Annotated in this window: 26 protein-coding genes, 3 tRNA genes and 1 other annotated feature; of the genes, 23 read left to right on the forward strand and 6 right to left on the reverse strand. The window is 28.7% G+C overall.

Annotated elements, in window-relative coordinates:
• Positions 1–4 precede the first annotated feature (4 nt).
• Complete coding sequence (locus C7U54_RS03170; RefSeq protein ID WP_022001146.1) at positions 5–739, forward strand: CPBP family intramembrane glutamic endopeptidase; 735 nt, start codon at positions 5–7, stop codon at positions 737–739.
• A gap of 20 nt (positions 740–759) precedes the next feature.
• On the opposite strand, the gene C7U54_RS15075 is transcribed toward C7U54_RS03170, so the two are convergent.
• Entirely contained in the window at positions 760–1,476 is a 717-nt protein-coding gene (locus C7U54_RS15075) for a peptidoglycan recognition protein family protein (protein ID WP_107029289.1), read from the reverse strand.
• Positions 1,477–1,551: 75 nt separating this feature from the next.
• Positions 1,552–1,749, reverse strand: coding sequence for a helix-turn-helix domain-containing protein (locus C7U54_RS03180; RefSeq protein ID WP_022001144.1), 198 nt, complete (start codon positions 1,747–1,749; stop codon positions 1,552–1,554).
• Between the two features lie 100 nt (positions 1,750–1,849).
• Between C7U54_RS03180 and C7U54_RS03185 the strand changes: the two genes are divergently transcribed.
• From C7U54_RS03185 to C7U54_RS03205, 5 genes are all read left to right on the forward strand, one after another.
• Entirely contained in the window at positions 1,850–2,107 is a 258-nt protein-coding gene (locus C7U54_RS03185; RefSeq protein ID WP_032091374.1) for a hypothetical protein, read from the forward strand.
• Between the two features lie 58 nt (positions 2,108–2,165).
• Positions 2,166–2,241 (forward strand) — tRNA-Lys (locus C7U54_RS03190).
• A 245-nt stretch (positions 2,242–2,486) separates the two neighbouring features.
• A complete protein-coding gene (locus tag C7U54_RS03195; RefSeq protein WP_107029290.1) occupies positions 2,487–3,968 on the forward strand; it encodes an HAD hydrolase-like protein in 1,482 nt (493 codons plus the stop codon).
• A 74-nt stretch (positions 3,969–4,042) separates the two neighbouring features.
• A tRNA-Ser gene (locus C7U54_RS03200) sits at positions 4,043–4,133 on the forward strand.
• Between the two features lie 7 nt (positions 4,134–4,140).
• Positions 4,141–4,217, forward strand: a tRNA-Asp gene (locus tag C7U54_RS03205).
• A gap of 31 nt (positions 4,218–4,248) precedes the next feature.
• On the opposite strand, the gene C7U54_RS03210 is transcribed toward C7U54_RS03205, so the two are convergent.
• A complete protein-coding gene (locus C7U54_RS03210) occupies positions 4,249–4,782 on the reverse strand; it encodes an NUDIX hydrolase (protein ID WP_107029291.1) in 534 nt (177 codons plus the stop codon).
• A 253-nt stretch (positions 4,783–5,035) separates the two neighbouring features.
• On the opposite strand from C7U54_RS03210, the gene C7U54_RS03215 reads away from it, so the two are divergent.
• The 16 genes from C7U54_RS03215 to greA all read left to right on the forward strand — a co-directional run bounded on the left by C7U54_RS03215 (position 5,036) and on the right by greA (position 21,240).
• Positions 5,036–6,016 carry an RluA family pseudouridine synthase gene (locus tag C7U54_RS03215; RefSeq protein WP_107029292.1) on the forward strand — a complete coding sequence of 327 codons (981 nt, stop codon included), beginning with the start codon at positions 5,036–5,038 and terminating at the stop codon, positions 6,014–6,016.
• Positions 6,017–6,064: 48 nt separating this feature from the next.
• Positions 6,065–6,982, forward strand: a complete 918-nt coding sequence (locus C7U54_RS03220; RefSeq protein WP_107029293.1) for an ROK family protein — start codon at positions 6,065–6,067, stop codon at positions 6,980–6,982.
• A 91-nt stretch (positions 6,983–7,073) separates the two neighbouring features.
• Positions 7,074–8,207, forward strand: a complete 1,134-nt coding sequence (gene mnmA / locus C7U54_RS03225; protein ID WP_107029294.1) for a tRNA 2-thiouridine(34) synthase MnmA — start codon at positions 7,074–7,076, stop codon at positions 8,205–8,207.
• Positions 8,207–10,456, forward strand: coding sequence for an SF1B family DNA helicase RecD2 (recD2, locus tag C7U54_RS03230; RefSeq protein WP_107029295.1), 2,250 nt, complete (start codon positions 8,207–8,209; stop codon positions 10,454–10,456). Before mnmA ends, recD2 begins: the two co-directional genes overlap by 1 nt.
• 186 nt (positions 10,457–10,642) lie before the next feature.
• Positions 10,643–10,837, forward strand: a binding site (T-box leader).
• A 40-nt stretch (positions 10,838–10,877) separates the two neighbouring features.
• A complete protein-coding gene (gene alaS, locus C7U54_RS03235) occupies positions 10,878–13,484 on the forward strand; it encodes an alanine--tRNA ligase (RefSeq protein ID WP_107029296.1) in 2,607 nt (868 codons plus the stop codon).
• A 51-nt stretch (positions 13,485–13,535) separates the two neighbouring features.
• A complete protein-coding gene (locus C7U54_RS03240; protein WP_022001134.1) occupies positions 13,536–13,790 on the forward strand; it encodes an IreB family regulatory phosphoprotein in 255 nt (84 codons plus the stop codon).
• Positions 13,790–14,209, forward strand: coding sequence for a Holliday junction resolvase RuvX (gene ruvX, locus C7U54_RS03245; RefSeq protein ID WP_022001133.1), 420 nt, complete (start codon positions 13,790–13,792; stop codon positions 14,207–14,209). The genes C7U54_RS03240 and ruvX overlap by 1 nt, the downstream gene beginning before the upstream one ends.
• Before the next feature lie 3 nt (positions 14,210–14,212).
• Entirely contained in the window at positions 14,213–14,506 is a 294-nt protein-coding gene (locus tag C7U54_RS03250; RefSeq protein WP_052011100.1) for a DUF1292 domain-containing protein, read from the forward strand.
• Between the two features lie 83 nt (positions 14,507–14,589).
• Entirely contained in the window at positions 14,590–15,693 is a 1,104-nt protein-coding gene (locus C7U54_RS03255; protein ID WP_107029297.1) for a lactonase family protein, read from the forward strand.
• Positions 15,694–15,770: 77 nt separating this feature from the next.
• Positions 15,771–16,841, forward strand: a complete 1,071-nt coding sequence (mltG, locus tag C7U54_RS03260) for an endolytic transglycosylase MltG (RefSeq protein WP_107029298.1) — start codon at positions 15,771–15,773, stop codon at positions 16,839–16,841.
• 1 nt (position 16,842) lies between these two features.
• Positions 16,843–17,433 carry an O-methyltransferase gene (locus tag C7U54_RS03265; RefSeq protein ID WP_107029299.1) on the forward strand — a complete coding sequence of 197 codons (591 nt, stop codon included), beginning with the start codon at positions 16,843–16,845 and terminating at the stop codon, positions 17,431–17,433.
• 5 nt (positions 17,434–17,438) lie between these two features.
• Positions 17,439–18,371, forward strand: coding sequence for a peptidase U32 family protein (locus C7U54_RS03270; RefSeq protein ID WP_022001128.1), 933 nt, complete (start codon positions 17,439–17,441; stop codon positions 18,369–18,371).
• On the forward strand, positions 18,358–19,611 hold the full coding sequence (locus C7U54_RS03275) for a peptidase U32 family protein (RefSeq protein ID WP_107029300.1): 1,254 nt from the start codon (positions 18,358–18,360) through the stop codon (positions 19,609–19,611). The genes C7U54_RS03270 and C7U54_RS03275 overlap by 14 nt, the downstream gene beginning before the upstream one ends.
• Positions 19,601–20,230 (forward strand): uridine kinase, encoded by a 630-nt coding sequence (gene udk, locus C7U54_RS03280; protein WP_022001126.1) that lies wholly within the window; start codon positions 19,601–19,603, stop codon positions 20,228–20,230. Before C7U54_RS03275 ends, udk begins: the two co-directional genes overlap by 11 nt.
• 3 nt (positions 20,231–20,233) lie before the next feature.
• Positions 20,234–20,695 (forward strand): DUF4234 domain-containing protein, encoded by a 462-nt coding sequence (locus C7U54_RS03285; protein WP_107029301.1) that lies wholly within the window; start codon positions 20,234–20,236, stop codon positions 20,693–20,695.
• 59 nt (positions 20,696–20,754) lie between these two features.
• Positions 20,755–21,240, forward strand: coding sequence for a transcription elongation factor GreA (greA, locus tag C7U54_RS03290; protein ID WP_022001124.1), 486 nt, complete (start codon positions 20,755–20,757; stop codon positions 21,238–21,240).
• 9 nt (positions 21,241–21,249) lie between these two features.
• Here the strand turns inward: greA and C7U54_RS03295 are convergent, their stop codons facing one another.
• Positions 21,250–21,600, reverse strand: coding sequence for a hypothetical protein (locus C7U54_RS03295; RefSeq protein ID WP_032091361.1), 351 nt, complete (start codon positions 21,598–21,600; stop codon positions 21,250–21,252).
• 54 nt (positions 21,601–21,654) lie between these two features.
• Between C7U54_RS03295 and C7U54_RS03300 the strand changes: the two genes are divergently transcribed.
• The gene (locus tag C7U54_RS03300; RefSeq protein WP_107029302.1) at positions 21,655–22,281 is read left to right on the forward strand and encodes a DUF421 domain-containing protein; all 627 of its coding nucleotides are present in this window, start codon (positions 21,655–21,657) and stop codon (positions 22,279–22,281) included.
• On the opposite strand, the gene C7U54_RS03305 is transcribed toward C7U54_RS03300, so the two are convergent.
• On the reverse strand, positions 22,282–23,061 hold the full coding sequence (locus tag C7U54_RS03305) for a ZIP family metal transporter (RefSeq protein ID WP_107029303.1): 780 nt from the start codon (positions 23,059–23,061) through the stop codon (positions 22,282–22,284).
• Between the two features lie 48 nt (positions 23,062–23,109).
• On the reverse strand, positions 23,110–24,363 hold the full coding sequence (locus tag C7U54_RS03310; protein WP_107029304.1) for a hypothetical protein: 1,254 nt from the start codon (positions 24,361–24,363) through the stop codon (positions 23,110–23,112).
• Positions 24,364–24,374 lie beyond the last annotated feature (11 nt).

Here is a 24,374-nt window from a genome sequence, read left to right on the forward strand (position 1 = left end):
GTTTATGATGACTGAAAGCTTTGCAGGAAAGATTAATGGAAAACAAAAAGCAATTGGATTTATTCTTTTATTTCCGTTATATTTATATGTTATACCAAGGTTTGCTAATTTTGGTATTTATCTTTTATTAAAGTATACAAATATTACAAGAGATACGACAGTTTTAGGAATCTACTTAAATTTGATTTGTTCATTATTGAGTTTTGTTTTGGTTGTATGGCTTTTAAGAGATTTTTTGATAGATAATATAAAAAGATTTAAAGAACATTTTACAGATAATTTTGTTTATTCTATTACAATTGGTATTGTAATGATTTATGGAATTTCAATTGTTGCTAATATGATTATTAATTTTGTATTGGGTGGAGGGTCAAATGATTCTGCCAATCAATTATTATTTGAAGATTATCTAAATAACGGTGCCTTATTGATGGCTTTTCAATCGGTTATTTTAGCACCTATATTAGAAGAACTTTTATTTAGAGGACTTGTTTTTAGAAGTCTTAGAGATAAAAGTAAATGGTTAGCTATTTTTGCAAGTTCATTCTTATTTGGCTTTTTACACATTTATTCTGCTTTATTTGCTGGTGATCTATCGCAACTAATTTATTTGTTTTCCTATGGTGGAATGGGGTTTGCTTTTTCCTATGCTTATGAAAAAAGAAAAACAATTTGTGTACCTATTTTAATGCATATGATCAATAATTTGGTTGCTATTATATTATTAGTTTTTATGTAAAACTCCTTATAGGAGTTTTTTTATACTTTTATACCTTTTATTAGATAAGACCATGTTTTTTTACCAACGATGCCATCTACTTTTAAATTTCTATTATTTTGAAATTTCTTAACAGCTTTTTCGGTATTGATACCAAAGATACCATCAATTTTTAAGTTGAATCCTACAAAGTTAAGGCGTTCTTGAATGAGTCTTGTAATTTTTCCTTGGGCATCTCTTTTAACAGTAGGATACGTGCGAAAACCTTGTTTTTTAATTTCTTGATTTAAACGTTGCAACCAAGTATCTTCTAAAACAATATGATTTGAAGAAATAATTGTAGAAAATGGAAAATGGGTTCCTGGACAATCTGTAGAAGCAACATCTTTATGTCTTTTAATGCTAGAAAGGTGATATTTATTTTTTATATAAGAAACTAAATCAATTAAGGCATTGAGTTGTAAAGGATTCATTTCTTCTTTCATGAAATCTCCTTCAGCACAAATACCGATTGAATCATGATTTGCACCTTTAGCATGCGCCCCGATTGTATCTTCAGGTCTACCTTGATAAATCGTACCATCTTTTCTTACTAAGAAATGATATCCAATTCCACTCCAACCTTTTTTTAAATGCCACTGATGGATATCTTCTACACTACATGTTTTTGCTTGTGCATGATGCAAAATAATTCTATTTGTTTTATTTCTTTTGAACAATGGAGAAGCCCAGTTGTATTTTTTACGAATGATTTGCATAGTTCACCTCCCTATAGTACTTATATGCTTAAGATATAAGATGATATAGGTAAAATAAAAAATAGTTTATTAAAACTATTTTTGTACAAAGGTAATTACATCATTAGGTTGACAATCAAGAATCAAACATAATTTCTCAAGAGTGAGAGCTGTAATATTACTATTCTTTTTTAATCTGTCTAAAGTTTTATGATCAATACCACTTTTTAGAAGAACATATTGAGAAATCTGCTTTTCTTCCATTGTATGCCATAACGGTGAATAATCAATCATTGTTATGTCCTCCTTATATGTATAATTATATAGAATTATTCTTGCAAAAATATTGTGAATATATACACAATAACGTATAATATGATTTAGGTGATCAAAAATGGCAATGTATACTTTAAAAGGGATTGGTGAAATATCAACAGATGCTTTTGATGAAAAAATTACTTTAAGAAATTTATTACAACATTTTAGTTTTTATGATTTTATTATTGTAGATACAAAACAAAATATTCTTTTTCAATATAATTCAAATGATGATTGGTTTCATAATCTAATTAGTTTAAAGAAGTTTTATAATCAAGAAGTTATTACAGTATATAAAAAAGAAAATCATTTTTATATTTCAATAGATTTTTAAGAAATTTAATGATTTTCCTTGATTTTAAAAATAGATTGTATTAGAATATCATTGTTATCTCTCCGTAGCTCAGTTGGTAGAGCATCTGACTCTTAATCAGAGGGTCCACGGTTCGAGACCGTGCGGGGAGACCAATTGATAAAATGGCTTAAACACTAGGTTTTACTAGAGGTTTGAGCTTTTTTTATATCTTGTTTTAGATACTTTGCTTGGTTAAACTAGGGCATATTAGGTTGAACTAAAAGTGTGCAAAAAAATGAAATATAATCTTATAACAAAATATTTAATGAAAAAATGTAATTCTAAGTGAAAGTTCTACATTTTTTTATCATATATTTAATAAAATGTATGCTATAATTACAAAAGGGAGGGTGATTTTATGTTTTATAGTCAAACATGTGAAAATATAAAATTGATTATTTTTACGTTAGATGGTGGCTTATTAGATCTCAATAGACTAAGATATAATTATTATCGAAGTACATGTGAAACCTATCATAAAGTTGCTACTCGTGAAGATTTTTCTAAAATGCTTGGAAATATGAATACGATGTATGATCATTCTTTACTGTCTGATTATATTTCTGCTAAAGATTTTAATAGAATGGTTGAAAAGGATTTATTTGAATATATTAAATTAAAACCTAATATTAAAAGAGAAGGTGTTGATGAGTTGATTCAATATTGTAAACAAAAAGATATCAAGATTGCAGTATATACGACTCATAAAACAAAAAGAGCTATTCAATATTTACAACTTGCAAAGATCTATGAAAAAATTGATTTTTTAATTGGTGGAGATTCACGACTTAAACCTTTACCTGAAGTGGATATTTTAGAGGTGACGTGTCAACGAATGAACATTGATCCTTCTCATACAATGGTGGTTGCTAATTTTGAATCAATGGTTGAAGCGGCTAATCAATTACTTGCAAATGTTATTTACATGCCAGATTTAGTGCCAGCCAGTGATAAGATAAAGGCCAGTGTTTATAAAATAACTAAAAATCATTTAGAAATTATGAATATGTTTTTATTTTCTAAGTATGATTCTGTGGAATTGTTTTCACCGCTTCTTGGAATGAATGCACAAATGGATTTGGAAACTTTGACACATACTCGAGATCAATTATTGGATAAATATAAAGATGACGAGCAATTAATTGCATTGGTTAATAGAACATATGATTATTTCAATGAAATCTTATCAAAACAATTTTTAATTAATGAGTTAGAAAAACAAGAAACAAAGAGATTTTCATTTGATGATGAACAAAATGATAACGTTCAAGAGGTTCATGATAAATTTAATGATGTTGTTTTAGAACAAGAGCAAGAAGATGAAATTTTACCTGATGAACAGGATGATACGTTTCTATTTTCTAAGGCATCTTCTTTGGATCCCCAAAGAATGAGTGAATTAATGGATATTATAAATGGAGATGCCGTAGATGAAAAAAGTCATGAGGAGAATAAAACAAATGAAGAAAATAAAAATAATACGTTAGAACAAGAACATTGGTTAAATAAAGTAATTGATGTTGTTTATAATTTATTGATTTCGGTTATTATTGTATTTTTTGCTTTAATTGTACAAATTTTATTTCAAGGAGATTCTTCTAAACTTGCACAAATTATCAATATGATAATCGATGGTTATGTAGGAATTATAAATTTTATTTTTGGTGTGTTGTTTGATATTTTACATAGTTTTATAAGTGTAATACCATCATATAAAATGTTTGTTTATCATAATTCATCGCTATCATCAATGGCGGTAATTGCGCTATTGACTATTATTTCAAATTTTATTTTAATAACTTTAATTAAGAAAATTGTTCAAATGTTGAAAAAAGACTAAAAAATAGTCTTTTTTTTAAAAAACTATTTACAAATGTAAAATTAGATGATATTATAAATGGGCACTGATGCGATGGAGACATACTCAAGAGGCTGAAGAGGCGCCCCTGCTAAGGGTGTAGGTCGGGAAACTGGCGCGAGGGTTCAAATCCCTCTGTCTCCGCCATTTTTTTGGTCTGGTAGTTCAGTTGGTTAGAATGCCGCCCTGTCACGGCGGAGGTCGCGGGTTCGAGTCCCGTCCAGACCGCCAAATAAAAAATAAACTGCTTATACAGCAGTTTTTATTTTATATATTTATCATTGTATGCTTTCATAACAGCGATGATCGTTTTAGAATCATGGATTTCATTATTCATGATTTTTTTATAGGCTTCATCTATTGGCATAGAGATAACGTCTATAAATTCATCTTCATCTCCTTCAAGGGGATTTTCAACTTTAAATAGACCTTTTGCTTCATATAAATGAATAACTTCATCACAATATCCTGTTGTTGGATATATTTCATTAATAAGTTCCATGGATTTACAACTATAACCAGTTTCTTCTTCCAATTCTCTTTTACCGGCAGGTCCAGCTTCTTCCCCTAATTCTAATTTACCAGCAGGAATTTCTAAAGTATCTTTATTGTAGGCATATCTAAATTGTTTGACGAGCAAGATACAATCATCGACGACTGCTAAAATACCTACACCGCCATGATGTCTTACGATTTCTCTTGTTGCGAGCCTTTTGTTAGGACATTCTACCTGATCTTTATAGACTTTGATGATTTTTCCATCGTAGATCATTTCACTTTTAACTTTTTTTTCCATCTTTTTTACCTCGTTTATATTTTATAATTCTATTATACGGTATTTTGAAATGAATAAAATAAAAAAAGTATGCGGGGGTGCATACTTTTTTTCGTCTATTATTTACGTAAGGATGATAATAGGGGGTATGTTAGAGTGAATGCATTTCACTTAACAAGTATATTATAACATGCTTATTTTAAATGTAAAGGGTTTCATAAAAATAAAAGCTAACTTTAGCTTAGTCTATGTTATAATGACGTTGGTGATAGAAATGAAAAAAATAGTAATTAAAGAAAATGATACAAATCAAAGAATCGATAAATATTTAAAAAAATTATTATGTAATGCACCTAGTAATTTTATATATAAGATGTTTAGAAAAAAAGATATTAAAATTAATGGTAAAAAAGTAAATGAAAAATATATTCTACAAAAAGATGATATTTTAGAAATGTTCCTTTATGATGATAAATTTAATGAATTTACAAAAGAAAAAGATATTTATGATTTAAAAAGAGAATTTAAAGTATTATATGAAGATCAAAATATTTTAATTGTTGATAAACCAGTAGGTTTATTAGTTCATGGGGATGCTAAAGAAAATGTAAATACGCTTTCTCATCAAGTTTTAAGTTATTTAAAAGAAAAAGGTGAATTGGATGTAGGCAGAGAGAGTACGTTTACTCCAGGACCAGTCCATCGTTTAGATCGTAATACAAGTGGGATCGTTATTTTTGGAAAGACTTTAGCTGCTTTACAGGATTTAAATGAAATGATGAAAAAACGACATCATATTGAAAAATCATATATGACGATTTGTAAAGGAAAGCTTACTAAACAACAAGAACTCGTAGGATATGTTAAAAAGATAGATAATGAAGATCGTGTACGTTTTGTTAAAAAAGATGATAAAGATGCTCTAATGATGAAAACAATTGTAAAGCCAATAAGAACTACAAATGATTTTTCTTTAGTTGAAGTTAAAATTATTACAGGAAGAATGCATCAAATAAGGATACATTTATCAAGTATTGATCATCCGGTTATAGGTGATCGTAAATATGGTGATTTTGCTTTAAATAAACAAATGAAACAACAATTTGGATTAAATAATCAACTTTTACATGCCTATAAAATTAATTTTGTTGATCCGTTTGGTTCACTTAGTTATCTAAAAGGAAAAATAATTATTTGTTCTAAGCCAACACAATTTAAAAAAATCGAAAAAAGTTTATTTGAAAGCGTTCTCTAAATACATATTTTATTGTATAATTTATTTATAGTTTTAGGAGGAAATAGAATGAAATATTATATCGGTATCGATTTAGGTGGAACAAATGTAAGAACACTATTAGTAGATGAAAATGGTGAATCTTATAGTGAAGTTAAAGGACCTACTGAATGTGGAAATGGTCCGGATTATGTATGTGATAAGATAATAAAACAAATCGAATCATTAGATACATCTGTATGTGGTGGTTTGCAAGGTGTTGAAGGTATTGGAATTGGTGCTCCAGGGCCAGTAGATACAGAACTTGGTATCATGATTATGGCAAGTAACTTACCAGGATTTGAAAACTATCCAATTTGTCATAAATTAAAAGAAAAATTTGGATTACCAACTTTTATTGATAATGATGCCAATGTTGCAGGTTTAGCGGAAGCTGTATTAGGTGCAGGAAAAGATTATAAAACAAATTATTTTATTACTTGTTCAACTGGTGTTGGTGGAGCATTTGTTGTTGATAAAAAATTAGTATCCGGTGGTAGAGGTCACGCTGGTGAAATTGGAAACATGATTCTTGTACCAGGTGGTTATAAACAAGGTGCTTTAAATCCAGGAGCTGTTGAAGGAGAAATTTCTGGTACTGCTCTTACAAGAAAAGGTAAAGAAGCTAAAGGCGATTTAGTAAAACATGCAGGTGATGTTTTCAAATTAGCCGCTGAAGGAGATGAAGCTTGTCAAAAAATTGCTGAAGAATTTATTGATGGTTTCTCTACATTACTTGCTAATGTTGCTCATACTGTAGATCCACATTGTTTTGTATTAGGTGGAGGAGTTTTCAAATCTAAAGCTTATTTCTGGGATGAACTTGAAAAAAGATTTAATAGTAAAATTCATGTAGGTATGAGAAATCATATTCCTCTATTATTTAAAGAAATTGATGATTGTGGTGCAATCGGTGCTGCCATGTTACCAATGTCTCAATTAGATTAATAAAAAATAGCCCCTTTAAGGGGCTATTATTGTGTCTTATTGTTTTACTTTAATTTTGTTTTTGATATAATACACGAGAAGGAGGACGATTATGAAAAAAAGAGTCGTTTTAGGATTAAGTGGAGGTGTTGACTCTGCTGTAGCAGCTTATTTACTTAAACAACAAGGATATGAAGTTATTGGCGTATTTATGCGAAACTGGGATAGCCAATTAAATAATGATATTTTAGGTAATCCCACAAATGATAACGATATTTGTCCTCAAGAACAAGATTATAATGATGCTAAAGCAGTAGCTAAACATCTTGGAATAGAAATTAGAAGAGTCGATTTTATTAAAGAATATTGGGATAAAGTTTTTACGTATTTTATTGATGAATATGCTAAAGGAAGAACACCAAATCCTGATATTTTATGTAACAAACATATTAAATTCAAAGCGTTTTTAGAATACGCTGAAGAACTTAATGCAGATTTTATCGCAACAGGACATTATGCGCGTGTTGAACATCATGAAGGTAAAGATTCAGTGATGTTAAAAGGAATTGATCAAAATAAAGATCAAACATACTTTTTATGTCAACTTAATCAAAAACAATTACAAGCTTCTTTATTTCCTTTAGGAAATATTACAAAACAAGAAGTTAGAAAAATTGCTGAAGAATTAGATTTACCGGTAGCTCATAAAAAAGATAGTACAGGAATTTGTTTTATTGGAGAAAGAGACTTTAAACAATTCTTACAAAATTATATTCCAGCAAAACCTGGAAAGATGGTTGATATTCAAACTGGTAAAGTGATTGGTGATCATATTGGAATTATGTACTATACGATTGGTCAAAGAAAAGGTTTAGGTATTGGTGGTTCAGGTGATGCTTGGTTTGTTGTTGGGAAAAACTATGATCAAAATATTTTATATATTTGTCAAGGTGACCAAAATGATTGGTTAATGTCTACAGGTGCTTTAATTACAGATGTTAACTGGATACCAAGTATTAAACCTCAAGAAGCTATTAAATGTAATACAAAGTTTAGATATCGTCAAAAAGATAATCCGGTAACTCTTACTTTTATTGATGAAAATACTGTAAAATTAGAATTTAATCAACCTGTTAAATCTGTAACTCCAGGACAAGCAGCTGTTTTCTATGATGGAGATGTTTGTTTAGGTGGAGGAACGATTGAAAAAGTCTATAAAGACGGAAAAGAGATTGAATATCTATAATGTTAAAATATACAGGATATATTAGAAAGATTCGCTATTATAGCGAATCTTCTCATTATATAGTTGCATTATTAGAAGTAGAGGAAGATCAGGAACTTTTGACAATGAATGGTTATATGTCAAATTTTAATGATTATGATAAATATGCTTTTTATGGTGATTTTGAAATTCATCCTAAATATGGTCAACAATTTAAGTTGGATCATTATGAAATAGTTTTAAGTACAGATGAAGAAGAAATTATTAAATATTTATCAAGTCCCTTATTTAAGGGAATTGGTCCTACACAAGCAAAATACATTGTTGATGCATTAGGAGAAAATGCACTTTCTTTAATCAAAGAAGATAAACATCATTTAGATTTAGTTAAAGGAATGACAGTGGCTAAAAGAGAACTTATTTATGAAGTATTGACTTCTAATGATTATGATCAAGAAGTCACACAATTCTTTATGGGACATGGTATTTCTTTAAGGCATATTGGTATTATTCAAGAAACTTATAAAGAAAAAACATTAGAAATCTTACAAAATCATCCATATCAATTAGTAGAAGACATTGATGGTATTGGTTTTAAAACAGCAGATGAACTTGCTTTAAAAACAGGAGGAACTTTAAATAATCCGGATCGTTTAAAAGCAGGAGTTATTTATAGTATTAAACAAAGTTGTTTTTCATCAGGAAGTACATATGTACTTTATGATGAAATAAAAAAAGCTTTTCATAAAATTATTTATCATATTGATGATGAGGTTTTTGATGAATATCTCAATACTTTAGTAGAAGAAGGAAGAGTCATCAAAGAAGGAGAATATTATTATGATGAAGAGCTTTATGAAAGTGAAGAAATCATTGCAAATTTTTTACACAAAATAAATGATTATCCAGAAGAATTTTATGATGAAAATGAATTAGAAAGACTGCTTGATAACTATCAGGATAAATTTGGTATTGTCTATTCAACAAAACAAAAAGAAGCAATCGAATACTTTTTAAAATATCCAATGATGATTTTAACCGGAGGACCAGGAACGGGGAAAACAACGGTTGTTAAAGCACTGATTCAAATCTATCGAACACTTTATCCAGAAGATGTAATTTCTCTGGTAGCACCTACAGGAAGAGCAGCGAAAAGATTAAGTGAATTAACAGGTTTGGATGCTTGTACGATTCATCGAGAACTTAAATGGGATTTACATAAAAATTCATTTGCGATGAATCGAAATAATCCTTTAAGTAGTCAAGTTTTAATTATTGATGAGTTTTCGATGGTTGATAGCTTACTTTTATCTAAATTGTTTGATGCAAGCAGACGTGTTCATAAAGTGTTGTTTATTGGTGATTATCATCAACTTCCTTCAGTAGCACCAGGAAATGTTTTAAAAGATTTTATTGAAAGTCAATTAAAAGTTATTGAATTGGATGAGATTTATCGTCAATCAAAAGATTCAGGAATTGTGCAATTGGCACATCAATTAATTCATCAAGAAGTGAATGATTTATCGTTGTTTGAACAATATAAAGATATTCATTTTTATAATAGTACCAATTTTGAAATTATTAAAAATGTGACAACAATTGTAAAAAAAGCAATAAAAAATGGCTATGATCAAAATGATATACAAGTTTTAGCACCAATTTATCAAGGCGTTGCAGGAATCAATGCTTTAAATTTGGCTTTACAGGAAATTTTTAATCCTAAGAATCATCAAGAAGAATATCGTATTGGACAGAAAGTTTATCGAGAAGGAGATAAAATCTTACAATTAAAAAATAGACCAGATGATGATATTTATAATGGAGATATTGGTGTTTTAGTTGAAATTAATCGTAAAGATGGTTTTGAATATTTAGAAGATACGCTTATTGTTGATTATGATGGTAATTTAGTCGAATATACATCAAAAGATTTTATGACTTTTACATTGGCTTATTGTATGTCAATTCATAAAGCTCAAGGAAATGAGTTTAAAATTGTTATTATGCCTGTTTTAAATGATTATTATATTATGCTTAAAAGAAATTTGATTTATACAGGTCTAACAAGAGCTAAACAAGCTTTATTTATTTTAGGTAATCCACAAGCTTTTCTTTATGGTATAAAAAATATTTCTGATAGTAAAAGAAAAACAACATTAGTAAATAAAATCAATCAAAATAAAAATGTTGAAACATATGAAGAATCTTCATATAATCAAGAACTTAAACAAAATATTACAGATTTTTTAAATGATGATGAAACTGTATAATTTTGTAAAATAAAGACATACTCAAATAGAGGTGATAAAATGAAACGCAATAATATTATTATGGCATTAACTCTTACATCATTAGCACTTCTATTTAGTGAAACTGAATGTGGTTGCCATGTTATGGAAACAATTAAAGAAAAAATGTAAGATATTGAAATACTTTTGTATTTCGTGTATAATGCAAATAAATCGTTGAAAAAGATCAGTACTATATAGAATATTTTAGAGAGAACATGGTGGGTGAAAATGTTTATAGGATATATAGGAAAGCTACTTTGGAGAGTAATTAATGATTACCGTAGAACTGCGTTAAAGTTTAATTAAGGGCATGTATTTTTACATGAACTAGGATGGTACCGCGATAAAGTCGTTCCTAGATAAGGACGACTTTTTATATTGTCAAAAAAGGAGAAAAGAAATGAAACAATTAACCGGAAATCAAGTTAGACAAATGTTCTTGGATTATTTCAAATCTAAAGGACATATGATCGAACCAGGTGCATCACTTATTCCTCATAACGATCCAACTTTATTATGGATCAATGCAGGGGTTGCTGCACTAAAAAAATATTTTGATGGTAGTGAAAAACCAGCATGTAATCGTATTGCAAATGCACAAAAATCAATTCGTACAAACGATATTGAAAATGTTGGTAAAACAGCAAGACATCATACTTTCTTTGAAATGTTAGGAAACTTCTCAATTGGAGATTATTTCAAAGAAGAAGCAATTCCATTTGCTTGGGAATTTTTAACAAGTCCAGAATGGATTGGTTTTGATAAAGAAAAATTATATGTTACTGTTTACACAGATGATGAAGATGCTTATCGTATTTGGACAGAAGTATGTCATGTAGATCCAAGTCATATTTTAAAAACATATGAAAACTTCTGGGAAATTGGAGAAGGTCCAGGTGGTCCTGACTCAGAAATTTTCTATGACCGTGGAGAAAAATATGATCCTGAAGGTTTAGGAGAAAAATTATTCTTCGAAGAAATGGAAAATGATCGTTATATTGAAGTATGGAACGTTGTTTTCTCTCAATATGATTGTAATCCAGCGATTGATCGTAAAGAATATAAAGAACTTCCACAAAAAAATATTGATACTGGTATGGGACTTGAAAGATTAGTAAGTATTATTCAAGGTGGAGAAACAAACTTTGATACTGATTTATTCTTACCAATCATTCATGCTACTGAAAAATTAGCCAATGTTTCTTATGAAGAAAATAAAATGGCTTATCGTGTTATTGCTGACCATATTCGTACTGTAACTTTTGCTTTAGCTGATGGAGCAATGTTTGACAATGCTGGTAGAGGGTATGTTTTAAGACGTATTTTAAGACGTGCTGTTCGTTATGGTAAACAAATTGGTATTGAAAAAGCATTTATGTATGATTTAGTACCATTAGTTTGTGATATGATGAAAGAGTTCTATGATTATTTACCAGAAAAACAAGATTTTATTTCAACAATGGTTAAAAAAGAAGAAGAAGCTTTTCATAAAACATTATTAAATGGTGAAAAATTATTAAAATCATTAATTGATAAAAATGAAAATGGAGAAATCAGTGGAAAAGATGCTTTCAAACTTTATGATACATATGGTTTCCCATTTGAATTAACATTAGAAATTGCTGAAGAATCAAATTTAACAGTTAATGAAGAAGATTTTAAAGAAGAATTAAAAATTCAACAAGAAAGATCTCGTGCATCACGTGATAACAATGAATCAATGGCAAGTCAAAAACCTGATTTAATGGCTTTTGTTGAACCTTCTACATTTGTTTATGATCCTACACCAATCCAAGGAAAAGTTATTGGATTATTCAAAGATGGTGTTAAAACAGATGAAATCACTGATAAAGGAGAAGTTATCTTTGATACAACTCCATTCTACGGTGAAATGGGTGGACAATGTGGTGATACTGGATCATTAGATAATGAGACAACACATGCAAATGTTGTTAATACTTTAAATGCACCAAATAAACAACATATGCATTTTGTTGAAGTAAAAGAAGGAGCTATTCATTTAGGTGATACTTTTACATTATCAATTGATCAACAAAAACGTCGTCAAATTACAGCAAACCATAGTGCAACACATATTTTACAAAAAGCTTTACAAGAAACTTTAGGTGATCATATCAGCCAAGCAGGTTCTTATGTTGATGATAAAGTTTTAAGATTTGACTTTACTCATTTTGAAAAAATTTCTGCTGAATTATTAAAAGAAATTGAAGAAAAAGTTAATCAAATTGTTTTTGAAGGACGTCCTGTTGTTATTAAAAATATGACAAAAGAAGAAGCTTTAGCATCAGGGGCAATGGCTTTATTTGATGAAAAATACGGAGATGTTGTTCGTGTTGTCAACATTGGAGATTACTCTATTGAATTATGTGGTGGTTGCCATGTTTCAAACAGTTCTGAAATTGGTTTATTTAAAATCGTGAGTGAAGAATCTGTAGGTAGTGGAATTAGACGTATTGTGGCACAAAGCGGTTTAGCTGCTTATAATGCAATGGTTCATGAAAAAGAAACAGTAGATACAATTGCTTCAACATTAAATCTTAAAAATAGAAAAGATGTTGTAAACAAAGTAGAAGCATTAAAAGAAGACTTAAAAGAAGCAAAAGCAGAAATTGAACAATTATCAGCTAAATTAAATGCAATTCAAGCTGCATCAAAAGCAAATGATATTGAAGAGATCAATGGAGTTAAAGTTCTTTATGTTGAAGAACAATTAGAAAATTCCAAAGCAAAACAATTAACATTTGATTTTAGAGATCAATTAGAAAGTGGAATCGTTGTTTTAGTTTCAAAATATGAAGAAAAATGTTCATACTTTGTTTCTGTGTCAAAAGATTTAGTTGGTCAATATAAAGCAGGAAATATCATTAAAGCAATCAATGAAGTTGTTGACGGTCGTGGTGGTGGAAAACCTGACTTTGCTCAAGGTGGATGTGCTATCAATGATAATATTTCTAAAATCAAAGGTGCTTTAAAAAATATTTTGTAATTTAATACAGTATAAGGTATAATATATATTATAGAAAAGAGGGTGAGTTAGATGGAAGATTTAACAAAAACAAGAGTATTTAGTTCAGAAGATATGCGTAGAGAAATGATACGCAGTAATCTTAAAACAGTTATCAATGCTTTAAATGAAAGAGGATACAATGCTGTACATCAAATCGCGGGTTATCTCATATCTAATGATCCTGCATACATCTCTTCTCATAAAAATGCAAGAAATATTATTCAACAAGTTGAAAGAGATGAAATTATTGAAGAATTAGTAAAATCTTATTTGGAGAAAGAATAATGAAAAAAGTATTAGGTCTTGATTTAGGGTCTAGAACTTGTGGTATTGCCATGTCAGACATTCTAGGAATGATTGCTCATGGTGTTGAAACGTTTCGTTTTAAACCTGATGATTATTTAACATGTGCAAAACATGTTAAAGAAATTGTTGAAGAAAATGAGATTGAAACGATTGTTTTAGGTTTACCAAAACATATGAATGGTGATATTGGTGAAAGAGGACAAATTTCAATTGAATTTAAAAAACAATTAGAAGAAATGATTGAAGGAATCAATGTGATCTTAGTTGACGAGAGATTAACAACGGTAGTTGCTGAAAATCAACTTCTTTTTGCGGATGTATCAAGAAAGAAAAGAAAACAGGTAATTGATAAAATGGCGGCAGTTGCTATTTTACAAGGTTACTTAGATAGAGGATAAGTTATGGATGAAAATACAATTGTTGTAACTGATGAATTAGGAAACGAAGTAGAGTATGAAATTTTATTTACATTTGAAAATGAAGAAAATGGACATCAATATGTTGTTTACTTCGATCCAGAAAAAGATGAACCAGAAGCACAAGCAGCAATCTTTGATGATGAAGGTGGACTATTTCCAATTGAAACTCCTGAAGAATGGGAATTAGTTGAAGAAGTTTTCCAATCATTTGTTTCAGAAGAAGATGAAGATGAAACTGAATATTGTGAAGGAGAAGATGAAGATTGTAATTCATAAAAGCTAATGAAAATTAGCTTTTTCCTTTTTTAGACATGAACAGTTCATGGAAGGAAATTAGAATAATCAATGAGGTGAAAGAAATGGCATTTAATTTATTTGGAGGAAAAAGAAGAATTACGAAAGGTTTTTTTGCTAATTCTTTAGGAAATAAACAAACAAGAGGAATCTATACATTTCAAATCGATGTGGAAAATGGAGAGTTGATATTTAAAAAATATTTTGTAACACCAACGGATCCAGTTTATGCATTCAATTATGGACGTTTTTCATGTATTACTTATAGAAATAGAACGGGTTCTGTAGATGATGGAGGAATTTGTTCTTATGCAGCAACTGCTGAAACATTAGCACTTGCTTCACGTGTGACAGATAAAGGAAAGACATATGTGCATGCTTGTGCAAATGGTGATGTAGAAACTGCTGATAAAGTATTCTGTGTCGATTATTTTAATAGTGAAATTTCGGTAATTTCTGTTATTAAGAAAAAACTTGTAAAATGTATTTCTCATTTTAAGTTGAATGGAAGTGGAAAAGATCCTGTTAAACAAGCACAACCATATCCTACATATGTGGGCTTTTTACCAGATGAAGATAAACTTTATGTTGTTTGTTTAGGATTAGATCAAGTATGTTTCTTTGATGTTGGTGAAGATGGAACATTAACATTAGATAATGTACATACATTACAATTAGAACCAGGTTGTGGTCCTAAAAAAATGATTTTTAATCAAAAAGGTGATCGTGCTTATGTAATGAATGAATTAAACAGCACAATTTGTATTTATAAATATGATCATTTAAACTTTGAATTAATTCAAACAATCGATAGTTATCCAAAAGATGATGATCCTGAACTTGTAAGTTCTTTAAGTGATATTAAGTTTAATAGTGATGATAGTCATTTATATGCAATTAATAAAGGACATGATTCTCTTGTGTTGTTCGAAGTCAATGAAGATGGAACTCTTACATATATTGACTTTGAAGATACTTCTTATGATCCAGTAGATATGCTTGTTTATAATGAGGAAGGAAATGAATGGATCGTTGTGGCTTGTCAAAAAGGTGGAATTGTTGAATCTTATCGTTTTGGTAAGGAAAAAGGCGGACAAGTTTATGAAACTGAATATAGCTGTATGGTAAATGAGCCTGTTTGCTTAACACCATTTATTAATAATTTCTAAGGCAATTTATTTGCCTTTTTTCTTTGGTTGAATATCGACAAAAAATAACATATAATGATACAAGGTGAGGACTCAACATGGAAAAAAAGAAATTGAATATTAAAGTTAAAATAGCAGTAGGCATTATTATTTTTATTGTTGCTTTGTTTATTGGAAGTTTTGTATATTATAAGCAAGGAATCAAGGCTACATCTTCTAAAAATAAGGAAGTGATCGTCACTATTCCTAAAGGTAGTAGTGGAAATGATATTATTAAGATATTAGATAAAAATAAACTTATAAAAAGTTCTACATGTGCCAAAATATATTTAAAAATGAATCAACATGATTTTAAAAGTAATGTTTATATTTTAAATAAAAAAATGGATTTAAAAACAATTTTTAAAGCAATTGAAGGAAAAGAAAAAAAATATATTTCTAATACTAAAATAACAGTTTTAGATGGACAAACAATTCCTGAATATGCTTCTATTATTTCTAAACAAACAGGAATAGATTATAATGAGATCATTCAAAAATGGACAGATCAAACATATCTTCAAAAGTTAATTAAAAAATATTGGTTTTTAACAGATGATATTTTAAGTGATGGTATTTATTATCCGTTGGAAGGATATTTAGCACCAGAAACTTATTTTCTAACACAAGAAGATACGATTGAAAGTATTACAAAAATGATGTTAGATCAAACACAAAAACATCTAGAAAAATATAAAACACAAATATTAGATTTTAAAGTGAACTCACAACCATTAACAGTTCACCAATTTATGACATTATCATCTATTGTTCAAAGAGAATCACCAGTCAATGACGAAGATAGGCAACTTGTTTGTGGTGTTTTAATTAATCGTTTAAATAAACAAATGCCATTACAATGTGATGTCACTGTTAATTATGGAAATCAAGAAGTTAAAATTGATGTTAAACATACTGATTTAAATAAAGATACAAAATATAATACATATAAATATAATGGTTTACCTGTTGGCCCTATTAGTTCTATTTCAACAGGAATTATAAAAAATGTTTTAAATTATAAGGAAAGTGAGTATTATTATTTCTTTGCGACACAAGATGGAAAAGTTTTATATGCGAAAACATATCAAGAACATCAAGCAAATGTAAATAGTAATAAGTGGTATTAAAATGAAGTATTTTGATGAAATAGAAAAAAGTGCAAGAGAAAGACATATTCCAGTCATGGAAAAAGAGGGCTTGGAATTTTTAATACAAACATTCAATGAACATCAATGTCATCGCTGTCTTGAAATTGGCAGTGCCATTGGTTATTCAGCAATGATGATGGTTTCAAATATAGATGATTTTGTGGTTGAAACAATTGAGTTAGATGATGCACGTTATCTTGAAGCTATTCAAAACATTAAAGAACAACAATTAGAAGATCAAATAGAAATCCACCATGATGATGCATTAACATTTGATATCAATGATTTAAAATACCAAGAATTTGATTGTTTATTTATTGATGCAGCGAAAGCGCAATATCAAAAATTCTTTGAAAAATACATGCCTTTAGTTCAAAAAAATGGAATTTGCATTGTTGATAATCTAGATTTTCATGGGATGATTTTTGATATTGACCATATTAAAAATAGAAATACAAAACAACTTGTTAAAAAAATTAAAAGATTTAAAGATTGGATTTTCAATCATGAAGAATATCAAGTCACTTATTATGGCATAGGTGATGGAATTTGTGTAATAAAAAGGAAGTGAAATAAGTGTCATTAATAATTAATATAAATAGTTTATCATATCTTTATGATTATTTGGATTTAGGTGTCCATGATTTTATTGTAGGAACAAATCAATTTTCATGTCGACAAGCTTTAACAGTTGATTATATAGAATTAAAAGAAATAAAGGAAAAATATCCAATGATTCGTTTATTTGTTTTAGTTAATGCGTTAGTTGAACAAAAATATTTAGATGATTTAAAGAATCATTTAGATAAATTAAATGAATGTCAAATAGATGGGATTATTTTTCAAGATTTTGGAGTTTTACAAATTTGTAATGAAAAAGGATATTCATTTGAAAAAATCTATGATCCAGAAACATTAAATACAAATCATCTCACATTATCTGTTTTAAAAGAACAAGGAATAGATGGCGCTTTTCTAGCAAGAGAAATCCCGCTAAAAGAAAAACAAATGATTGGACAAAATTGTAAATTAAAAACAATGGTTCAAGTACATGGGGTTGAATATATGGCTTATTCAAAAAGAAAGTTATTGTCTAATTATAAAGAGTATACACATCTTGATTTTAATGTAGATAAAGAGGCACAAATTGAAATCAAAGCCAATGGTGTAGAGGACCATTGTCATATTTATGAAGATCAATATGGAACCCACATTACTTCAACTAATCAAATGTGTGCACTAGATGTTCTTAATCAATTCAATGATTTTGATTATTTATATATTGATGGTCAATATATAAATGAAACAGATTTATTAGAAATTACACATCTTTATATACAAGCTATAGAAGCAATTAAAAATCAAACATACAATAAAGAATCAATAGAGTTGATGCAATTACTTTATCGTTTAACACCAAATGTTCATTATTATCATAGTTTTTTATTTGATTCAACTGTTTATAAAATTTCTGATGTAAGAAAGAGAGAAGAAAATGAGAGAAGTTAGTCAAGTTATTAATGGAAAAAGAGTCATTGTTAAAAAGCCTGAATTATTAGCGCCAGCAGGAAACTTAGAAAAACTAAAAGTGGCTATCCTCTATGGTGCAGATGCAGTGTTTATTGGGGGTAAAGAGTTTTCTTTGCGTTCAAGTGCTTCTAATTTTTCTTTAGATGATATTAAAGAAGCTGTTGAATTTGCGCATGCACATCGTGCGGCAATTCATGTAACATGTAATATTATTTTACATGAAGATAATTTAGAAGGGTTAGAAGATTATCTTTTAAAGCTAGATGAAATTGGGGTTGATGCCATTATTGTAGCGGATCCTTATATCATGTCACTGGCTAAAAAATTAAACTTAAAATTAGAAGTTCATGTTTCTACACAACTTTCAACCATGAATACCAGTGCGATTCGTTTCTATGAAAATTTAGGAGTTGATCGTGTTGTTTTTGCTAGAGAAGTGGATTATCAAGATTTAAAAGAAGTTAGGGAAAAAGTGGATATTGATTTAGAATATTTTATTCATGGAGCTATGTGTATCCATTATTCAGGAAGATGTATGTTATCTAATTATTTTTCAAGAAGAGATGCCAATCGTGGAGGATGTTCGCAATCATGCCGTTGGTATTATGATATTTTTGAAAAGGATCAACAATTGAATCATGATGAAATTGTACCGTTTAGTATGTCAAGTAAAGATATGTCACTCGTTGATGAATTGCCTAAGCTTATTGAATTAGGAGTTGATTCTTTTAAAATCGAAGGAAGAATGAAATCTCTTCATTATATTGCTACTGTTGTTTCAACTTACCGTAAATTGATTGATACTTATTGTGCTGATCCAGATCACTTTAATAAAGAAGGTTATCGTAGGGAAATTGAAAAAGCAGCGAATCGTGCTTTATGTACAGGATTCTTTAAAGATTTTCCAGACAGCCAATATCAACTTTATAATCAAAGAGATGAACATCCAACACAAGATTTCTGTGCGCGCGTTCTTCATTATGATGCTTCAAAACAAGAAGCGATGATTGAACAAAGAAACTATTTTAAAGTGGGAGACACAATTGAATTTTTCTCACCACATCATGAAAATATTTTAATTCAAGTAAAAGAAATATATAATGAAGATAGAGAAGCAGTAGAAGTAGCAAATCATCCAATGGAAATTCTTTATTTAAAATGTGATCAACCATTGTTTGAGTTCGATATGGGAAGGAAGGTTATTTTAGATGAAAAATAGTATTATTATTGGAATCGCTGGAGGAAGTGCTTCGGGAAAGACATCTATTTCTAGACAAGTGTATGAATTTTTTAAAGGAAGTCATACAACATGTATCATTAAACAAGATGATTATTATAAAGATCAAAGTCATCTTTCTTTTGAAGAAAGAGTGAAAACAAACTATGATCATCCTTTTGCTTTTGATAATGATTTACTTGTAGAACAATTAAAACAATTAAAAGAAGGAAAATCAATTTCTAAACCTACATATGATTATACTCAACATACAAGAAGTGATGTTGTTGAAACAATTACACCAAGAGATGTTTATATTTTAGAAGGATTATTTGTTCTCTATGATGAAAAAATTAGAGATTTATGCGACATTCTTGTCTTTGTAGATACAGATGCTGATATACGTTTTATCCGTCGTTTAAAACGTGATATTGAAGAAAGAGGACGTTCTATTGATTCAGTATGTAATCAATATTTAGAAACAGTAAGACCAATGCATGAACAATTCGTTGAACCTTCAAAAAAATATGCACATATCATTATCCCTGAAGGGGGAAATAATACAGTAGCTATCGATCTTTTAATTACTAAGATTTCAAGTGTTATTGATGCTAAGGAGTAAAAGATGTATTGTACAAATTGTGGTCGAAAAATTAAAGATGGAGAACGTTATTGCCCTTATTGTGGAACGAAAACATTTAATGAATATGAATTTAATCAACAAAGAGTAGATTATGCAATTTCTAGACGTAGTATTCCAATGTGTATTATTTTATCAATTGTTACGTTTGGAATTTATGGACTTTATTGGCTTTATTGTCTTGCTAGTGATGTCAATACACTTACTGGAGAAGAAGATTCTTCAGGTTTTAAAGTCTTGATTTTAAGTATTATTACTTTAGGTTTATATGAACTTTATTGGTTGTATAAAGTTGGAGAGAGATTAAGTGATTTTCAAACTTATCAAGGAGAAATGGTAGATAGTTATCGTGCTCTTGTTTATTTGATTTTAGGAATATTTGGATTAAATATTGTAGCAAGAGCACTTATTCAAAATGAATTGAATAAATATGCTTATGATTCATAAAAATAGACTAGATATTTAGATATAAATATGCTATATTATTGATTACGAGGTGACTTAAAATGGATAAAGATAAAGTATTACTTACGAAATCTGGTGTAGAAAAACTTGAAGAAGAAAGAGATAATTTAATTAATGTTGAAAGACCTAGAGTCATTGAAGAATTACAATTAGCTCGTTCTCAAGGTGACTTATCAGAAAACGCTGATTATGATGCAGCTAGAGATAAACAAGCTCAAATCGAACAAAGAATTAAAGAAATTGAATATATGCTTCAAAATGCAGAAATCATTTCTGAAGAACAAATGGATTTAAATGTTGTTAAACCTGGGACAACAGTTACAATTTTAGATTTATCTTTAGATGATCCTGAAGAAGAAAAATATACAATTGTAGGTTCTTTCGAAACTGATCCTGTTAATGGTAAGATTTCAAATGAATCACCACTTGCTAAAGCACTTATTGGTCATGGAGTTAATGAAATCGTGACTGTTGGGGTTGCTGAAGCATATGATGTAAAAATTGTAGATATTGAATTTACTGCATAAAACAACAAGTTATTGTTGTTTTTTCTTTATATAATAAAGTAAATAATAAATAATAAAAACAAATAAAGGTTTTATTAAAATTTGAATATTTATATCTTTTAAATGAAATATAAATTGAATAATTAAATAAGTCATTGAAAGGGTCATTCCGTGGATCAATGGCTTTTCTTTTACCATTTTATAAAAAATAAAAGTGAAAACAACTAAGATAAGATAACTAAAAAAAGTAATCAGTAATTGATAAATAAAAGATGAAACATGCATAAAAGAAAAAAGAATAGCCATAATAAAACTAATGATTAAATAACTTACAAATAAAAATGCATAAGATAATAAATAAGGCATTAACTTTCTTTTCATAGAAACCTCCTAATAGAGAATATGAAAAAAAAGAGTAAGTAGAACGGAGAACATATGTTTAAAATATTTATCATTAGTATTTTTATGTATATCTATCTAACAGTTTTACTTAGGCTTTTTGGAAAAAAAGAATTTAGTCAACTCAATGTTTTTGATTTTGTTGTTTTTTTAGTGATTTCTGAAATCACGACAATGTCTTTAGAAACACAAGATTTGTCTGTTTTAGATAGTGTGATAGCCACACTGACACTCATTATTTTAGATAGAATAGAATCTTTTATTACGATGCGTTCAAAAAAATTGAGAGATTTTTTTGAAGGAAGACCGTGTTATATCATTTATAGAGGAAAAATACAATATCAAAATATGAAAAAATTACGCTATAGTATAGATGATTTATGTCATCATTTAAGAGTAAGTGATATCGATAGTGTTTCTAAAGTGGATTTTGCTATTCTAGAAACAAATGGTTCTTTATCGGTTATTCCAAAACAAGAAAGTCAAACACTTTTACCTGATGCATTGATCAGTGATGGCTGTATTAATCAAGAAGCACTTCAAATTTTAAATAAAGATGAAGCGTGGTTGAAAAATGAATTAAAGAAAAAACACATTTCTCATATAGAAGATGTGCTTTATTGTGTTTTAGAAAAAAAGGGTCTTTATGTGATAAAAAAATAACTATCCAAACATAACATCCAACATCATCATAATCATAAAACCTACCATAAAACTCATTGTACCGACATCTACTTCTTTTAAGGCATTTGCTTCAGGAATCAGTTCTTCGATACAAACAAACATCATCGCTCCTGCTGCAAAACTTAAAGCAAAAGGGAGAATGCTACTAAAAAGTTGAGCAAATAAAAACCCTAAAAGTGCACTTGGAATTTCTACAAGGGCAGAATATTGACCATACATCATTGCTTTAAAACGTGAGATACCACTTTCATGTAAAGGCAAAGAAATGGCTGTACCTTCAGGAAAGTTTTGGATACCAATACCAATAGATAAAATAAGGGCAGGAACAAGATTAGTTTTAACGCTTGCAATAGCAATTCCAACCGCTAAACCTTCGGGAATATTGTGTAAGGTCATTGCTAGTAATAAAAGTTTATTTTTAGAAAGAGTATTTGTAGGACCTTCTTTTTGATGAGAAATAATATGTTCATGGGGAAGAAATTTATCACATAGTCTTAAAAATAAGCCACCGCTAAAAAAGACAAGTGGAATCAAAAAAAGTAAAAGTAGATGATCTTCAACTTGTTGGATTGCTGGAAGAAGCAAAGAAAAGAAAGTGGCAGCAATCATAATACCAGCAGCTAAACCTAAAGCAATACTGACAAGTTTTTGACTTTTACTTTTAACAAAATAAACAAGACTTGACCCTAAAAAAGTCATGAGCCAGTTAAAAATAGAAAGTACTAAAGCAAGTAAAAAAAGTTGTAAATTTGATAACATAAAAGACCTCCATAGTATCCTATGAAGGTCTTATCATTTTATCTAGGCTTATCTATTAATAAAGTCATAGTCACTATCATCAATAGTTACTAAAATTGCTTTTTCAGTTAATCTTTGTTTTTTACTATCATAAGTAGGTAAAACAGTATAATTAACACGAATATTTCTTTCTACTTCTTCATCGTAAGCAAAATCTGCTTGTCTAAAGAAGATAGGATCATGATCATAAACAGAAATATTACCAAATTGATTTTGTTCATTGTAATAAACAACTTTACCTGATTTACGAGTAACTAAACTATCAAGATGTGACATGATCAAATCATACATTTCATCATAAAGAGTGCTTGAATCTTTATCTTGATATTTTTCATCAATGACAAAATCACAATCTTTTTGATTTTCATTACATAATGCTTTAATAAATGAATGAACAACTTTGATCAATAATTCATTACCACTATTTTCAACAGCTTCATTTAATCTTTGATATAAAGGAAGTTGTTCAAGGGCATAACCATTTTCAAAGAATTCATAAAGTAAATAAGCATTTGCTTCTTTTACTTTACCAACAGTAGCATTTGTTTTATATAAAACTTCGTAGAAGTTAACTCCTTTAATACGATTATGTAAAGAAATAAATTCTCTATTAGCTTCATCATATTCTTTTAATTCTAATAAAGCACATCCTCTATAATATTTGATCCATTGTAAAGCGTTATAATGCCATTTAAGTGGTGTAGCTAATGCTTGATTTGCACATTCTACACATGCTTTATATTGTTTTGTTTCAAATAAAGCACGTACTTTTAATCTAAAGTATCTTTCTTTGAAAGATTCAAATTCTCTACCTTCGTTATTAATAAAAGGTTTATCAGATAATAATTTAACATCTAATTTGTTAAGCATTTTAATCATTAAATCATAATTGATTGGAGTTTGATTTAATGCATATTTAATTGCTCTATTAATTGCTGGTTCAACAGGAGAATATTTTTCTTGTTTACAAATACCTAAAATATCTTCAAGGATATCAAAGAATAAACTTTCTTTTTCTTTGATTTTTTCATCATCAATATTAATAAACTTATTATATAAAGCATACCCATATTGATTAATATATCCTTTTAAAGAAGGAGCCATTTGTAAAAATGTATTTCCTACTTCAATTGCATCATCATTTCTACCATTGTTTTTTAATAATTTAATAAAATCATTCGCTTCAAATTCATTGAAAGAAGCAGCATCTTCATTGAATTTATTGAAATATCTTTCAATACTTTTTAATTCGTTTTCGTTCATAAAATTCACCT

It is taken from the genome of Faecalibacillus intestinalis (assembly GCF_003024685.1).
Taxonomy (GTDB): domain Bacteria; phylum Bacillota_I; class Bacilli_A; order Erysipelotrichales; family Coprobacillaceae; genus Faecalibacillus; species Faecalibacillus intestinalis.

Coding starts and splice junctions, on each gene's coding strand:
- ruvX (WP_022001133.1), top strand. CDS start 13,790: ATGAAAAAAGTATTAGGTCTTGATTTAGGGTCTAGAACTTGTGGTATT.
- C7U54_RS03275 (WP_107029300.1), top strand. CDS start 18,358: ATGAGAGAAGTTAGTCAAGTTATTAATGGAAAAAGAGTCATTGTTAAA.
- greA (WP_022001124.1), top strand. CDS start 20,755: ATGGATAAAGATAAAGTATTACTTACGAAATCTGGTGTAGAAAAACTT.
- C7U54_RS03285 (WP_107029301.1), top strand. CDS start 20,234: ATGTATTGTACAAATTGTGGTCGAAAAATTAAAGATGGAGAACGTTAT.
- recD2 (WP_107029295.1), top strand. CDS start 8,207: ATGTTAAAATATACAGGATATATTAGAAAGATTCGCTATTATAGCGAA.
- C7U54_RS03250 (WP_052011100.1), top strand. CDS start 14,213: ATGGATGAAAATACAATTGTTGTAACTGATGAATTAGGAAACGAAGTA.
- mltG (WP_107029298.1), top strand. CDS start 15,771: ATGGAAAAAAAGAAATTGAATATTAAAGTTAAAATAGCAGTAGGCATT.
- C7U54_RS03295 (WP_032091361.1), bottom strand. CDS start 21,600: ATGAAAAGAAAGTTAATGCCTTATTTATTATCTTATGCATTTTTATTT.
- C7U54_RS03310 (WP_107029304.1), bottom strand. CDS start 24,363: ATGAACGAAAACGAATTAAAAAGTATTGAAAGATATTTCAATAAATTC.
- alaS (WP_107029296.1), top strand. CDS start 10,878: ATGAAACAATTAACCGGAAATCAAGTTAGACAAATGTTCTTGGATTAT.
- C7U54_RS03305 (WP_107029303.1), bottom strand. CDS start 23,061: ATGTTATCAAATTTACAACTTTTTTTACTTGCTTTAGTACTTTCTATT.
- C7U54_RS03240 (WP_022001134.1), top strand. CDS start 13,536: ATGGAAGATTTAACAAAAACAAGAGTATTTAGTTCAGAAGATATGCGT.
- C7U54_RS03215 (WP_107029292.1), top strand. CDS start 5,036: ATGAAAAAAATAGTAATTAAAGAAAATGATACAAATCAAAGAATCGAT.
- udk (WP_022001126.1), top strand. CDS start 19,601: ATGAAAAATAGTATTATTATTGGAATCGCTGGAGGAAGTGCTTCGGGA.
- C7U54_RS03170 (WP_022001146.1), top strand. CDS start 5: ATGATGACTGAAAGCTTTGCAGGAAAGATTAATGGAAAACAAAAAGCA.
- C7U54_RS03185 (WP_032091374.1), top strand. CDS start 1,850: ATGGCAATGTATACTTTAAAAGGGATTGGTGAAATATCAACAGATGCT.
- C7U54_RS03300 (WP_107029302.1), top strand. CDS start 21,655: ATGTTTAAAATATTTATCATTAGTATTTTTATGTATATCTATCTAACA.
- C7U54_RS15075 (WP_107029289.1), bottom strand. CDS start 1,476: ATGCAAATCATTCGTAAAAAATACAACTGGGCTTCTCCATTGTTCAAA.
- C7U54_RS03265 (WP_107029299.1), top strand. CDS start 16,843: ATGAAGTATTTTGATGAAATAGAAAAAAGTGCAAGAGAAAGACATATT.
- C7U54_RS03255 (WP_107029297.1), top strand. CDS start 14,590: ATGGCATTTAATTTATTTGGAGGAAAAAGAAGAATTACGAAAGGTTTT.
- C7U54_RS03210 (WP_107029291.1), bottom strand. CDS start 4,782: ATGGAAAAAAAAGTTAAAAGTGAAATGATCTACGATGGAAAAATCATC.
- C7U54_RS03180 (WP_022001144.1), bottom strand. CDS start 1,749: ATGATTGATTATTCACCGTTATGGCATACAATGGAAGAAAAGCAGATT.
- mnmA (WP_107029294.1), top strand. CDS start 7,074: ATGAAAAAAAGAGTCGTTTTAGGATTAAGTGGAGGTGTTGACTCTGCT.
- C7U54_RS03220 (WP_107029293.1), top strand. CDS start 6,065: ATGAAATATTATATCGGTATCGATTTAGGTGGAACAAATGTAAGAACA.
- C7U54_RS03195 (WP_107029290.1), top strand. CDS start 2,487: ATGTTTTATAGTCAAACATGTGAAAATATAAAATTGATTATTTTTACG.